This is a genomic window from Dyadobacter sp. HNCC25DJ184 (assembly GCF_056895215.1).
In genome coordinates this window covers 78,672-93,127 of sequence record NZ_JBXHAQ010000004.1, presented here as the reverse complement: position 1 = coordinate 93,127, position 14,456 = coordinate 78,672, and the positions used below count along the sequence as shown (strand labels likewise).

The 14,456-nt window shown below is 42.6% G+C and carries 7 protein-coding genes and 1 riboswitch; of the genes, 5 read left to right on the top strand and 2 right to left on the bottom strand.

Features of this window, described 5'->3' with window-relative positions; all coding sequences use genetic code 11:
• Window positions 1-290: 290 nt before the first annotated feature.
• Complete coding sequence (locus AC1XUD_RS07355) at window positions 291-2,744, bottom strand: TonB-dependent receptor (protein WP_483360330.1); 2,454 nt, start codon at window positions 2,742-2,744, stop codon at window positions 291-293.
• A 119-nt stretch (window positions 2,745-2,863) separates the two neighbouring features.
• Window positions 2,864-2,959, bottom strand: a riboswitch (TPP riboswitch).
• Between the two features lie 219 nt (window positions 2,960-3,178).
• Here AC1XUD_RS07355 and rocD point away from each other — a divergent pair.
• The 5 genes from rocD (at window position 3,179) to AC1XUD_RS07330 (ending at window position 11,092) form a co-directional block, all read left to right on the top strand.
• Window positions 3,179-4,432: an ornithine--oxo-acid transaminase gene (gene rocD / locus AC1XUD_RS07350; RefSeq protein ID WP_483360329.1), complete on the top strand. Its 1,254-nt coding sequence runs from the start codon at window positions 3,179-3,181 to the stop codon at window positions 4,430-4,432.
• A 120-nt stretch (window positions 4,433-4,552) separates the two neighbouring features.
• A complete protein-coding gene (locus AC1XUD_RS07345; protein ID WP_483360328.1) occupies window positions 4,553-5,956 on the top strand; it encodes a S41 family peptidase in 1,404 nt (467 codons plus the stop codon).
• A gap of 27 nt (window positions 5,957-5,983) precedes the next feature.
• The gene (locus AC1XUD_RS07340; protein ID WP_483360327.1) at window positions 5,984-6,238 is read left to right on the top strand and encodes a GlsB/YeaQ/YmgE family stress response membrane protein; all 255 of its coding nucleotides are present in this window, start codon (window positions 5,984-5,986) and stop codon (window positions 6,236-6,238) included.
• Between the two features lie 108 nt (window positions 6,239-6,346).
• The gene (locus tag AC1XUD_RS07335) at window positions 6,347-7,867 is read left to right on the top strand and encodes a GH3 auxin-responsive promoter family protein (RefSeq protein ID WP_483360326.1); all 1,521 of its coding nucleotides are present in this window, start codon (window positions 6,347-6,349) and stop codon (window positions 7,865-7,867) included.
• A gap of 126 nt (window positions 7,868-7,993) precedes the next feature.
• On the top strand, window positions 7,994-11,092 hold the full coding sequence (locus AC1XUD_RS07330) for an AAA family ATPase (protein WP_483360325.1): 3,099 nt from the start codon (window positions 7,994-7,996) through the stop codon (window positions 11,090-11,092).
• A gap of 590 nt (window positions 11,093-11,682) precedes the next feature.
• On the opposite strand, the gene AC1XUD_RS07325 is transcribed toward AC1XUD_RS07330, so the two are convergent.
• A complete protein-coding gene (locus AC1XUD_RS07325) occupies window positions 11,683-14,148 on the bottom strand; it encodes a PAS domain-containing protein (protein WP_483360324.1) in 2,466 nt (821 codons plus the stop codon).
• Window positions 14,149-14,456: the final 308 nt, after the last annotated feature.

Genomic DNA, 14,456 nt, shown 5'->3' with positions numbered 1-14,456 from the left:
GAGTCCCATTCGAGCCGCTGTTTACAAACATCGCAAGTTCTAAAAACGACCGCGCTAACTTCGATTTGCAATCGAAGTTGTATGGTAAAGCGTTTGCAACGCGAATGATTTTTACAATAACTTCTTTGAAGAAGTCTCCAACTACAAATCTTACCACGTTTGGGAGCTTTTTGGCAAATTGAAGGAATTTTGCAAACGATTGATAATTAACAAATTATGTGTTTGTTGCGTTGCAAACGCTTAACCATTGCGAACCGATTACAAATCGGTTCGAGCCACCGAAAGATTTCTTATAGCTTGAAATTTAGACCAATCAGAAAATTCCGCCCTGCTTGCGGAAAATAGAAGTTTTCCTGGGTCAAAGCGCCCCCGGCTATATATCCATAGGTATATCCATTTGACTCATATAGTTCATTCAGGATATTGTTGATCAATAAATTGAAAGTAATTTCCTTTACCCATTTAGGTTTTACAGTCCACGAGAAACGGATATCGTTTGTGAAATATGCATCCAGCCTTCTGGTTTCGTCAGAAGTATTGTCCAGATATTGCTTGCCAACATATTTACTAAGCAAAGCGATTTCGGTGCTAGCCGTCGGAGCGTAAGTAATCTGGCTTCCAATGATCACATTTGGTGAAAATGAAATATCCGACTTTCCATGGTTGATGGTCTGATAGCCACCGTTGTCGTAATCGACGATATATTCTATGAAATTATTGATCTTGTTTTGGCTAAAAGTCGCGTTAGCGTTCCATTTCAATTTCTTCGAAAATGCGACAGCTCCTTCCAGCTCGATTCCCGCGCGATAACTCTTCGGCACATTCACGCGGACAGAATTTCCAACATCATTGATTTGACCCGTCAACACCAGTTGATTTTTATATTTCATCAAATAATAATTGGCCGAAAATGCCCAGACACCTCTCTGCGTGCGAAATCCGGCTTCTATATTCTGCAGATTTTCAGGTTTTGGGAAAAGTCCGGCAGTTGAATTGGCGAAGTCGTCGCGGTTGGGTTCTTTATTGCCAATGCTATAGGATGCATATACAGAGCTTTGCTCGGCGATCTGGTAGTTAATACCGGCTTTTGGATTAAAAAAAGTATAATGCTGATCAAAATCTAATGGCACCTGATCATTGTCTGCCCCGTAAATTTTGTGTCTCACATCCCGTACCTGAATATCTCCGAACGCATTCAGTTTATCGGTAAACTGGTAATATACCTTAGCATACAGGTTGAAGTCGGTTTTCGTACCATTGTTGAAATAGTAACGATATTCGTTATCGATATTTCCTGCATTTCTTGCCCATACGATTTCTCCATAGTGGTCCCCGTCATATTTATTCCAGCCACCGCCGACGGTCGCTTTCAGCTTTTTAAAGTTGTTGTAATCAAGCGAAAAAGTGGTGCCATAAAAGTAGTTGTCCAGCCATCTTCTGCGTATAATATCGGAGCGAGTCAGCGTATCGCCGCCAATAATTACGTTTGGCAACTTGTAATTACTATACTTATCCTGATCACGATATTGCTCGTAATATCCTAAACCACGTACCAGAAATCCATTCAGATTCAAGGTGATTTTGTCGGTTAACGTATGTGAGGAAACCAGTTGATAATGATCCTGACGATAATTATCAACCTCATTTTTATAGGTATAATAATTATAAGTACGATCGTTGGAATTCAACAGATTTTGCGCATCCCGTTCGTTCAGCGAGTTTCGTTCAATATATGCGTTGATTCCTTCAATATCTCCGCGTACTTTGGCTTCCGGGCTTCCGTTCCATGATTGGTACGTCCTTTCTTTACCGCTAAATACATTCACCCTTACAAAACTTTTCTTGCCAAAATATCCGCCCGACAAATAATAAGAATGCAGGTTGGATGTAGCCCGATCCACAAATCCATCGGACGAAACTCTGGAAAGCCTGGCGTCAAAAGTAAATTTGTCTTTGATCAGACCTGTTCCCAGCTTCAGCGTATTCTTGAAAGTATTGAATGAACCTGCAGAGTTGTTGAGCTCAGCATAGGCTTCCGGCCGGAAAGTATTGGTATTGATATTTACGGTTGCTCCAAACGATCCCGCTCCGTTGGTGGAAGTTCCGACGCCGCGCTGGATTTGAATACTGCCGACAGAAGAAGCAAGATCGGGCATGTTTACCCAATATACACCCTGGCTTTCAGCATCGTTATAGGGAATTCCATTGACAGTCACATTGATACGCGTGGCGTCCGAACCACGGATTCTGATTCCGGTATATCCAACGCCGCCACCTGCATCGCTTGTTGACACGAGCGACGGAGTGAAGTTCAATAGGACAGGTAAATCCTGACCGAGATTTTGTTTGTTCAGAGTTTCCGCGGACACGTTGGTATATGCCATTGCGCTTTTGTCCGTAACGCGAGTCGCGTTGATAATCACTTCATCTGCCTGATATGTGCTTTTAATGAGATCTACATTTACCGGGCCCGATATATCCCGGACGTTCAGCTTAACGGTCTCATAACCAATATAGGAGATCTCGATAGACGGAGTGCTTTCAGCGATATTTTTCAGGGTAAAAGAACCCGAACCGTTGGTGGTGGTGCCACGGATATCGTTTGCTTTAATGGTTGCTCCGGAAAGCGGTTTATTGTCATCAGCATCGTGAACGGTGCCGGTAATTGTTCTTTGCGCCAAAACCGGAAAGGATATGGACAACAAAAGAAGTACTGTTTTCAGATAGGTCGTAACTTTTCGCATAGCGATAAAATTTGTTACGAGAGGCAAGGGGCCACCTATCGGGTTGTAAATTAATAAGTTAAAAAATTAAAACTCGCTTCAACATTTCAAATAAAACATAGGCCTCTGTTTTATTATGATCACGATTGAGCTTCTCTTCCTACGCCGGCATTACCCGGATCAGGTATTATGGGTATGATCTCAGCCCGTTTGGTAGGGCACCCCTTTGAGATTATGGTGCAAATATACGGAGAAAAATGGTTGAAACGATGGAATTATTGAGGGGGCCGTGTCAACACCTTTTGGCGTATTGGCTTAGTCCGAATCTGGAAACTGTATATTGTTTAAATTTTATATCAAATAGATTGAAAGAAGTCTCAATTTTACTATACCCGGATTCTCTCACATTTTCCGTATTTTTACTCTGATATCACGCTCATAGAAAACAGATTCCAATGCCTAGCCATACAGACACGAGCACAGTTAGTGCTGCCCAAAGTTCAATAGATCTCGAGTATCAATATGGTGCGCACAATTATAAACCGATGCCGGTTGTTCTCAAAAAGGGGCTTGGCGTACATGTTTGGGATGTGGAGGGAAAGCAATATCTGGATTTTCTGTCGGCCTATAGTGCAGTGAGTCAGGGACATTGCCATCCGCGTATTGTTGATGCGCTGATCCAACAGGCGCAGCAACTAACGCTTACGTCCAGAGCATTTTTCAACGATCGGCTAGGGGAATGCGAAAAATACATGGCTGAATATTTCGGTTATGATAAAGTATTGATGATGAATTCGGGTGTTGAAGGTGGCGAAACGGCACTGAAACTAACCCGGAAATGGGCATATAAAGTTAAAGGAATTGCTCCGAACCAAGCTAAAACGGTGTATGCTTCGGGGAATTTCTGGGGTCGAACACTGGCTGCTATTTCTTCTTCTACTGATCCTTCCAGTACCGGCGATTACGGGCCATTCTTGCCTGGATATGAAATTATCCCTTACGATGATCTGAATGCACTTGAGGATCTTTTCAAAAAAGATAAAAACATTGCGGGCTTTATGGTAGAGCCTATTCAGGGAGAAGCTGGGGTGGTTGTGCCACAGGCAGGATATTTGCAGGGAGTGCGGAAATTGTGTACAAAATATGATGTTCTTTTTATCGCTGACGAAGTGCAGACAGGAATTGGAAGGACAGGAAAAAGACTGGCTTGTGATTGGGAAGATGTGAAGCCGGATATTCTGGTTTTGGGAAAAGCACTTTCTGGAGGCACCATGCCGGTTTCAGCAGCCCTGGCCAACGATGAAGTGATGTTGACTATCGCCCCGGGAGAACACGGATCAACATATGGGGGAAACCCGCTGGCGTGTGCCGTCACCATAGCCGCCCTGCAAGTTGTGGAAGATGAAGATCTGGCTGGAAATGCTGAATCTATGGGTCTGTTATTTAGAAGAAGAATATCTGAGTTACAAAAACAATGTTCTCTGATTGAGCTCGTTAGGGGTAAGGGACTTTTGAATGCGATTGTAATTAACGACGATGAGGAAAGTGACACTGCGACAAAACTTTGTTATCAAATGATGGATAGAGGATTACTTTGCAAACCAACGCACGGCAATAAAATCCGTTTCGCACCTCCGCTTGTTATCAACGAAGCGCAGCTAAATCAGGCTTGTGATATTATTGAAGAAGTATTTCTTAACTATAAATAATAGAGGGGTGATTTGGAAGTTACCATCTCTATGGGAAAAGGTTGCAGGATTTCATTCATAAGAAAAAAAGCTATTCCTTGCGGCAATTCACTCATTCACACATTCTCTCATTGAATCTATATGAATCTAAAAGGACTTCTCGCGTTTTTGGTAATCGGTTTTATATTTCAAAGCTGTAAGGATAACCCCGTTGAACCAGATCCGGGCTCTGCGACTACCCTTACAACAAACAAGTGGATATATAGCGAAATGTCTTTCTGGTATTACTGGAAAGATGAAATGACCAAAAAACCCGATTATACTCTTAACTCTGAAGACTTCTTCGAATCGCTTCTATACAAATACGATGCAACCTTGCGCCCCGACGGCGACCGTTTTTCGTGGATTCAGGAAAGCGCAGAAGAGCTGACAGCCGGCCTAAGTGGAGAAGAAACCACCACAGGAATGGAATATAAATTGTCCATCTATCCAACAGGCACTAATAATATTGTCGGTGTTGTCATTTATACCTTGCCTGGTTCACCAGCTCAAAAAGCTGGATTCAAAAGAGGTGACGTCTTTACCGGAATCAACGGTCAACAACTGAACAGAAGTAATTATCAAGCGCTGGTCGCAGCAACTGGAACTATATCTTACTCGATGGGAAGTATTGATGCTCAGGGGGTTATTGCTGAAACAAATGTTAAGAAAAGTGTGACTACAGCCGTCGTTCAGGCAGATCCTGTCTTTTATGATACTCTTTTTCAATATGGGGCCAACAAAATTGGATATCTGGTCTATCATCAATTTATTCCTGAACCCTATAAGGCGGACAATCTTCAATATGACAAAGAATTGGAACAGGTCATTGGCTCGTTTAAGGATAATGGAGCAACTTCGGTTGTTCTTGATCTTAGATATAACCCGGGGGGTTACGTAAGTTCCGCTACTACTTTGGGAAGTTTACTCGGTAAAGTGACAGCTGACGATATTTTTTATTACAAAGAGTATAACGATACAGCGACTGTTGCTTTTAAGAAGAAATATGGCGACAGCTACTTCTATGACAAGTTTGACAACAAGAGCCAGAATATAGGATCACAGTTAAAAAATCTGATCATTCTGACCTCAAATCGAACGGCATCTGCCAGCGAATTATTGATAAATGGTTTGAAGCCATTCATGCCTGTGACATTGGTCGGGCTAACAACGGTGGGGAAAAATGTTGGTTCGGTTACTTTATCTAATCCTGACGCAGGTATTAAATATGGACTTCAGCCGATTGTTACCAAGTCATTTAATAGTTTGCGTAAATCGGACTATTCAGTAGGGTTTGTGCCGGATGTTGCTGTTTCTGAAGGAATGGTTTTATATCCCTATGGAGATCCGCGGGATCCGTTACTTGGTGAAGCACTTTTTCGTATTACTGGAACTCACGTCGTTCGAAAGGCAGCGGATGCGAATCTGAAAGTTGTTGGAGGCCAAGAGATTATGTCATCTTTGGATAAGAAAGCGGGGGGAGGAAATATGTTTTTTGATAAATAAATTACACACTTTTAACTGACAAGTAGAATGGGAATTATTTCGTGGATTATTGTTGGCCTCGTCGCAGGCGGTATTGCCAAAGCACTTCATCCGGGAAAAGATCCGGGAGGTTTTTTTGTTACCATTTTAATAGGAATAGCTGGCGCCGTTGTGGGCGGTTGGGTATCATCCCTGTTAGGTTTTGGCAGAGTTGACGGGTTCGATATCGGTAGTCTTTTTATTGCTATTTTAGGAGCGTTGTTGCTGTTATTTCTATATCGAAGATTTGGGCCAAAAGCCTGATTCATTGCAAAATATATGAATAGGGGAGGAGCCAAAAGCTTTTCCCCTGTTTTTTTTAAGGGCTATTTTCATAACTTTCAGGATCAAATTCTAAACCCGCAGTAGCAAATGAAGTTGGTGAATGATATGACGGTCTGGTTTCTGAAGCGACGCTTCGAAAGGATTGAACAGTTTATGAAAAATCCTGTTGAGACCCAGCAACGGATGTTTTTTGAATTGATGGAGACGGCCCGATATACCGAGTGGGGCATGAAGTACAACTATGGCCAGATAAAGTCAATAAAGGAATATCAGGAACGGGTACCCGTTTCTGCCTACGAAGATCTGTATCCTCAAATCGAACGGGTTTTGAAAGGTGAGCCAAACGTACTTTGGCCATCTCAAATTGAATGGTTTTCCAAATCGTCCGGCACTACGAACGCCAGAAGCAAGTTTTTGCCTGTCTCGCCCGAAGCGCTGGAAGAGTGCCACTACGAAGGCGGGAAGGATATGATGACGCTATTAATTCATAACCGGCCTGAAACAAAAGTTTTCGACGGAAAGGGATTGTCGATCGGCGGAACATTACATGCCAATCCTTTTGATGATTATACGCAGGTGGGCGATGTGTCGGCGGTGATTATGCAAAACCTTCCTGCATGGGGCCAGATCATGCGTACACCGCCGCTCGAGGTGGCATTAATGGATCATTGGGAGAGCAAGCTTGAAAAAATGGCCACGATCTGCTCTGAAGAAAATGTAACAAGTATCCTCGGAGTACCGACCTGGACTATTGTTTTGCTGGACCAGATTCTGGAAATGACAGGCAAAAAGAATATGCTGGAGGTATGGCCTGAATTTGAGGTTTTTGTCCACGGAGCCGTTTCTTTCGAGCCATATAGAGATTTGTTCAAACAAAAATATTTTCCAGGGGATCAGGTTACATATCTTGAAACCTACAGTGCTTCCGAAGGCTTTTTCGCTATTCAGGATGATCTCACCAAAGTTGGGGAAATGCTGCTAATGCTCGATTATGGAATTTTCTATGAATTTTTACCGCTTTCTGAAGTTGGAAAGAAGCACCCAAAGGCATTGCTATTAGATGAAATTGAAGTAGGCGAAAACTATGCTTTAGTGATATCAACGAATGCCGGCTTGTGGCGATATCTGATCGGGGATACTGTCAAATTTACGTCCAAATATCCCTTCCGACTAAAAGTGAGTGGTCGTACAAAACACTTTATCAATGCTTTTGGAGAAGAAGTTATCGTTGAAAACGCGGATTATGGGATAAAAATGGCTGCTCAGAAAACTGGCGCGTTGGTGGCAAACTACACTGCGGGTCCAGTTTATATGGGCGACGGCTCACGAGGCCGACATGAATGGATCATTGAGTTTAGTAAGGAGCCAGATAATATCGACAGTTTTGTGAAGGCACTGGATGCAGCAATTCGGGAAGTGAATTCCGATTATGATGCCAAAAGATATAAAGATATGGCTCTTTTGGCTCCCCTTGTCAATGTGGTTCCCGAAGGTACCTTTTACAGCTGGATGGCCCGCCGAAACAAACTCGGTGGTCAAAACAAAGTGCCACGCCTGAGCAACGACCGCGAATATCTCGACGACCTGCTGACGGTCTCAGAAGTGTGAGGTATTTTTAGCGATTGGGTAGGTTCGTCAAACAGTTAGTTTCAAATCACCGTCGATGAGTGTTACGATTTAATTTTTCCAATAACTCGCAAACAGGTCTGGCTTCCCATCTGTTCATTTTCCCGCATGATTCCTGTATATCTTAAAATTAAGGGCCTTTATTCTTACCAAAAAGAACAAGAAATTAATTTCGAACCGCTTACGAGTGCCTCGCTCTTCGGGATATTCGGAGCTGTCGGCAGTGGCAAATCTTCTGTTTTAGAGGCCATTACTTTTGCACTTTATGGAGATACGGAACGCCTGAACAAATCGGGCGACGACCGTACATATAACATGATGAATCTTCGGTCAGACGATTTGCTGATCGATTTTGAATGCATAGCAGGAAGGAAAGGGGAGCACTACAAGTTTACAGTCAGAGGTAAGCGCAGCAGCAAGAATTTCAAAGAAGTAAAAACTTTTGAAAGAAGGGCATATATCAAAACTGACGGCGAGTGGGTGCCCGTGCCCGAGTCAGAATCCATCGAGAATATCATTGGACTGAGTTATGATAACTTTAGGAGATCGATAATCATTCCTCAAGGCCGTTTTCAGGAGTTTATTGAGCTGAAAGATGCCGAGCGAACCAAAATGATGAAGGAGCTTTTCCAGTTGGAAAAGTACGATTTGAGCGGCAAGGTAATTTCGTTGAACCGGCAAAATGACGTTGATATATCTAACGTTGAAGGCCAGCTCACAGCTGTCGGGGAAGTCAATTCGGACATGATTATAGCGGCTGAGGTTCAACGTACTGATATTCGCAATTCGATTCAACTGACAGAGGAAGATCTGCAGATTCAAACCAAAATTGAGACCGAACTGGCTCGCCAAAAGTTATTGGCTGAAAGGATATTAGCCTTAAAAACGCGGCTCACTCAATTGGATTTACGAAAAAATGAGATCGGCGAACGGACTGAATCACTACGTATTTTTGAGATCTGCTCTCTGCATTTTAAAGGATTGTTTGACCAAAAAAACAGGCTGTTAAAAAGTATTCAAATTTCGCAGACGGAATTTGACAAAAACGAAGCCCGAAGAAAGGAGCTTGGAACTACTCTGGCCGATCTTTATATACAACGAGAAGCTCAGCGTCCGGCATATGAAAATCGGGAGGAGTTGATCAGAAAAGCGGAGGAGCTCGAAAAATTAATCCAGATTCTGAGTAATAAAAAATTAATAGAGAAGACCAAAGCGTCGCTTGAACGCGGGGAACTGCGTTTAAAAGAAAAAGAAGCGGAAATAGCCGTTCTGAAAAAACAGAAAACAGATAAAGAGCAAGAATTAGAAGTATTAAAACTTCGCCTGCCAGATTTCAATGAAATTAGTAAAGTAAAGGCTTGGTTTGCCAAAGCTGCTGTACTGGCTTCTAACAAGGATGCGATCATAAAAGAGGGCCAAAAACTCAGCGCGACAAAAACTGAAAAGGAACAGAAAATCGCGCTTGCCAAAGTGGAAATGGTGCATAAGTTTAGTTTGGATATACCTTCAGATCTTACGCAGCAGGTTTTTAGCAGTGTAATTGCCAGTCGGTTTCTTTTGATTGAATCCAACCGCCAGGCACTCGATCAGGAAATTATAGATTTTAATACGCGCCATAGCCTGCGCCAATATGCTGCTGAATTGAAAGAGGGCGACCCATGTCCATTGTGTGGCGCGTTGCACCATCCTTTATTGGCGTCTCACGGAGCAGTACCCCCCCCAACTGCTGAAGAATTTAATATTCGCAAAAATAAGTTGACGATCGAGGAAAAGGATATTAGAACGGATAGTTTGGTAATCGACAGGCTCTTTCAGGAGGTTGCGATGTATGAAAGTCAAACCAAAGAATTACGTGAGAAATACAAGGTGGCCGCCGACAGCGAAAAGCTTCATGAGAAAGAATTCGTTTGGGAGCAATTCAATAAGGATAAGAGAGAAGAGTTTGAAAAGTTTGAAAAAGAGGTCGAGGCGCTTCAACTAAAATTAAAATCAGAAGAGTCTCTTTTAAAAAATATCACTCAAAATCTGGCAATGTCAGAGGAGGAGGTGAAGGACAAATTTGAAAAACCGTTGCAGACTTTACGCGATGATATCCTTGCCAAAGAATATATCAATCAAACCTTGTCAGGTCAGTTTTCGGTTATTAAACTTTCGGATTATGAGCAATCCGACGAATCCAATATCCTGGCGGAAGTTCAGCGTCTTAGACAACAATTTGAAGAAATCAAGAAGTCGTTTGAGATTGCTGAGGGTAAAATTGATGTTTTCGAGAAGGAAAATAATACGCTGGCCGGCAGCCAGAGCATGCTTGGCGTTTCCCTTGAAACCAATAAGAATGAGCTGGTTTCGTTGAATGAAGCCATTCATAATCAAATGGTTATTTATCAATTTGGCGCAGAAGCGGAGATTCAAAATGTGTTGTCGCAGCCGTTGAATATTGCAGAGGAAAGGAAAGTGATTGACGAATTTAATCTTGCCTTGAATAATGTTCAACGTGATCTGGAAAATTTGCAGACGGAAGGGCAGGCTCAGGCATATGACGCGATGGAGCATGCTGCTGTCCTTAACAAAAAAGAATTGCTCACCACCAAACTCAATGAAGACCGCAAGGAAGAAGGACGACTGGATGGACTTGTGAAAAAGTTGACAGACGATCTTCAAAGAAGAATTGCTTTGGTGAAAGAGCAAACCCAACTGACTTTGCGTAAACAACATTTGGCAGATTTGGCCAAGTTGTTCCGCTCTAGTGGTTTCGTTGACTATGCATCAAGCATATACCTCAAAAACCTCATTCAATCAGCAAATGTTCGCTTTCATCAAATGACCCACCAGCAACTTCATCTCGAACTTGGTGAAGGCAATAGTTTTTGGGTACGCGATCTGCTAAATGGTGGCCATGTGCGTCTGCTGAAAACGCTTTCGGGCGGACAGAAATTTCAGGCGGCATTGTCGTTGGCACTTGCACTGGCAGATCACCTGCATGTTCGAAATGAGTCAAAACATAACTTTTTCTTCCTGGATGAAGGCTTCGGCTCCCTTGATAAAAATGCGCTTCAGACTGTTTTTGAAACCTTAAAGTCTCTGCGAAAGGAAAACCGCATCGTAGGCATTATCAGCCACGTGGAGGATTTACAACAGGAAATCCAGACCTATCTGAAAATCGAAAATACCGAAGAAGGCAGCAAGATTGTCGAAAGCTGGAAGTAGCGGCGGTTGAGCTGGTTGCTATTCTTGATTTTGGAGTTCTCTAATTTCAGCATAACCGCCAAATTCGTAAATCTGACATGTTTTCATAATCTCTACTCCCTCTTCAAAGTCAACAACTTTCAGTAGCAAATAACCTCCAACAATTTCCCTGTCGTTTCTGTGAATTTCGTGTGAGACAATATCGCCCTTTCCTTTTATTAATCTCCGACTTAACGTTAAACCACTACCACCAGTTAGGCTACCTTTCTGCTCCCAATAAGAGGATCAATTTTTCCAATTTTCCTGATCTCGTCATCAGAATGTTTTAACGTTCTGCCATCAGGCTCTCTAGATAACACAATGAATTGTTTCATACTTTTTTTCATTTTGAATATACAATATCACGATTCGATAGGACAAATAAATTGCTATAAATCAATCAATTAAATTAATTTGACTGATAGTTTATCAGTCTGCCCATAGTGTTTCTTTCTACCGGTGAAAATAATTGGTCACATCGTAATAATGGCTTTGGGATTTCCTGATTGAATGAGGCGTAAAGTTGTTATCACGGCTTTCAAACATCTGTTTTGAAGAAGAGCGTCCGAATTTCAAATCAGGCTGAGCGGCGAGCGGTTTACCGGTAGAATCACATTGAAAACCGCACCGTTTTCAGAACTTCCATCGGCAGTTAATTCTCCCTGGTGATTCAACGCAATTTTTTTACACATTGCCAGTCCGATCCCAGTTCCTGCATATTCAGATTTTCGATGTAACCTTTGGAATATATTAAATATCTGATGGCCATATTCTGGCTTGAAGCCTATTCCGTTGTCCTTAAAAACGATTTTTTTGTAGTCAAAGGCGTGTTCCAGACCAAGCCTGGTTTTCTCACTTTCAGAAAAGTATTCAATGCTTATTTCAATCTTCAGATTTCTGTCGTCTCTGCTAAACTTGAGTGAATTGCCGATGATATTATAAAATAGCTGCGACATCTGCAGCGGAATGGCATCAATAACTGGCAATACCTGATAGCTAATGGAAGCCTGTTTTTGCTCAATGAGCAATTCATAATCGGTAATCGTGTTTTCTAATATGCTATTCAAATCCAGTTTTTCGAAAGCCACATACTCTTTCGACAGTTCCGAATATGCCAGTATATCCCTTATTAGCGTATTCATCCGGATTGCTGAATTGTTGATCTTTTCCAGATAAATTTTGGATTGATCGTCCAACCGTTCACTGGCTCGCTGATCCAGCATTTGCGTGAAAGTGCTGATCTTCCGAAGGGGTTCCTGCAAATCATGCGAAGCCACGTATGCAAACTGAGCCAGCTCACCGTTCGATTTTTCGAGATTTTTATTAGCCGTTTCCAGCTCCTGGGTACGTTCAGCCACTATTCCCTCGATTTCCAGCCGGGCTCGGACCTGCTCTGAAACGTCTAGGATAGTAGCCAAAATACCAAGTATATTTCCGTCGGGGTCACGATAAGGTTCATAGACGAAATTGTGATATACCTTTTCAGGCTCTCCGTTTCGTATGAGCTCAAGCATTCTCTCATTTCCCGTATAGGCCTGACCCGTCGAATAAACATGCTCTAAAAGCGGCTCGAGTCCCTGATTTTTTAGCTCTGGAAGTCCTTCGAATATAGACTTATTCATTATCTCGTTTACCGGCTTACCCCAAAGTTTGATGATGTAATCGTTGGCTATGGTCACGGTGTGTTCGGGGCCAAGCATAATACACATCGCAACTGGTGCCTGAACTATGATGTTTCTGAAATTTCGTTCACTTTGCTCTACCTGCTGCTTCGCAGTGTTAAGGTCCGTCACATCAGCTGCTGTGTTCATAACGCCATAAATTTCCCCACGAGAGTCGTATAACGGGGTGAAACTATAGTTGAAATAAAAAGGAGATAATTTATCATCTATCATCAACTCCACCAGCTGGTTTCTTTTATGACAGGGAATGCCGGTGATATATACTTCGTCAAGTTGAGCGAATATCTCCTGGTTTTCCAACTCTGGCAAAATTTCGGAATATTTTTTGCCGGTCACGTCATTCCCTTTACCCCATACGTCAAGAATTGCCTGGTTGGCAAGGTCGATCCGCATTTCCTTTCCTGTGTAGACACCTATGGGAAAAGGAGCACTTTCAATCAAACTCCGGATCATGGTCTCTTTTTCTTTGGATGTTTCTTCGGCAACTTTCCGTTGGGTAATATCAACGCACGAGTTGATGTAGCCACCAAAGGATCCGTCATGCATGGTCCGTACCTGTCTTTTGGCCAGAAGCCAGCAGTAGTCACCGTCTTTGTTGAGTACCCTGAATTCGCCTGAGAAAGACTTCCTGATTTCAGGTTCGGGCCGGAAAAGTTCAGTATAAAGACTCTTCTCTTGTGGGTGAATAAGATCGAGCATGCCTTCTTGCAGAAGTTGGTCTAGTTGCCTGCCTGTGAGGTGTATCCAGTTTTTATTGTAGTATGTCGGAACACCATTCGGATCTGTAACGGTAATGAATAAGTCTGCTCCTTCGGCCATGGTTCGAAACCGTTGCTCGCTTTCCTTCAAGGCATTTTGGGAAAGGATTTTCTCGGTAGTTTCATTACAAACTACCAGTACACCATCCACTTCTCCATCATTCCCGAAGATCGGGCTATACCCGAAGGTCCAGTATACATCCTCAATTTTGCCGTTTCGATAAATTGGTATAAGCTGGTCTTCACTCCATGTTGCTTTCGAAGTCGTTTGAACCTGGTGAATCAATGGCTCGATTGTATCCCAAATCTCAGGCCAGCAGTCTTTCCCTTTTTGGCCCAGTGCGAGAGGGTGCTTCCCTTCATTTCCTAAACTCGGTCGGTAGGCATCGTTGTAAAATTGTATCAAATCTTTGCCCCACCATAAAAACATTGGGAACCTGGAAGAGGTGATCATGGAAAGCGTCAGACGAAGATTCTCAGGCCACTGTTCCGGCGAGCCGACTGACGTTTTTGTCCAGTCAAAATCGCGGATCAGGTCGGCCATTTCGCCTTCTCCCAGTAGAAAATAAGGTTTCTTTTTTGGTATAATGTCTTTCATGCTTTAAGCATTTTTGAATGCAAGTTCCCGGCTGCTGATTTATACGCATGATCTCAAAGACAGGACCACTGAATCACCGTTGACTGAAAACGACTTATGGAAATTGCGACGATATCCTTAGCCACGTCTTTACAGTAAAAATATATGCCAATATTTATGAAGTCTGCATTTGCCAGGATTTTGGATATTAGGGAATTTACTTAATGTCAAGATATCCTCATTCCTGTAAAGCTGTACACGATAATCCCCATATTGATAGCCTCTGCGCGGTTTGACTGCATGTAATATATTCGTTTGTTTGATAAAAA

Bases quoted from the DNA above. Each gene is read 5' to 3' on its own strand.
- AC1XUD_RS07355 (WP_483360330.1), bottom strand. From the start codon at position 2,744: ATGCGAAAAGTTACGACCTATCTGAAAACAGTACTTCTTTTGTTGTCC.
- rocD (WP_483360329.1), top strand. From the start codon at position 3,179: ATGCCTAGCCATACAGACACGAGCACAGTTAGTGCTGCCCAAAGTTCA.
- AC1XUD_RS07345 (WP_483360328.1), top strand. From the start codon at position 4,553: ATGAATCTAAAAGGACTTCTCGCGTTTTTGGTAATCGGTTTTATATTT.
- AC1XUD_RS07340 (WP_483360327.1), top strand. From the start codon at position 5,984: ATGGGAATTATTTCGTGGATTATTGTTGGCCTCGTCGCAGGCGGTATT.
- AC1XUD_RS07335 (WP_483360326.1), top strand. From the start codon at position 6,347: ATGAAGTTGGTGAATGATATGACGGTCTGGTTTCTGAAGCGACGCTTC.
- AC1XUD_RS07330 (WP_483360325.1), top strand. From the start codon at position 7,994: ATGATTCCTGTATATCTTAAAATTAAGGGCCTTTATTCTTACCAAAAA.
- AC1XUD_RS07325 (WP_483360324.1), bottom strand. From the start codon at position 14,148: ATGAAAGACATTATACCAAAAAAGAAACCTTATTTTCTACTGGGAGAA.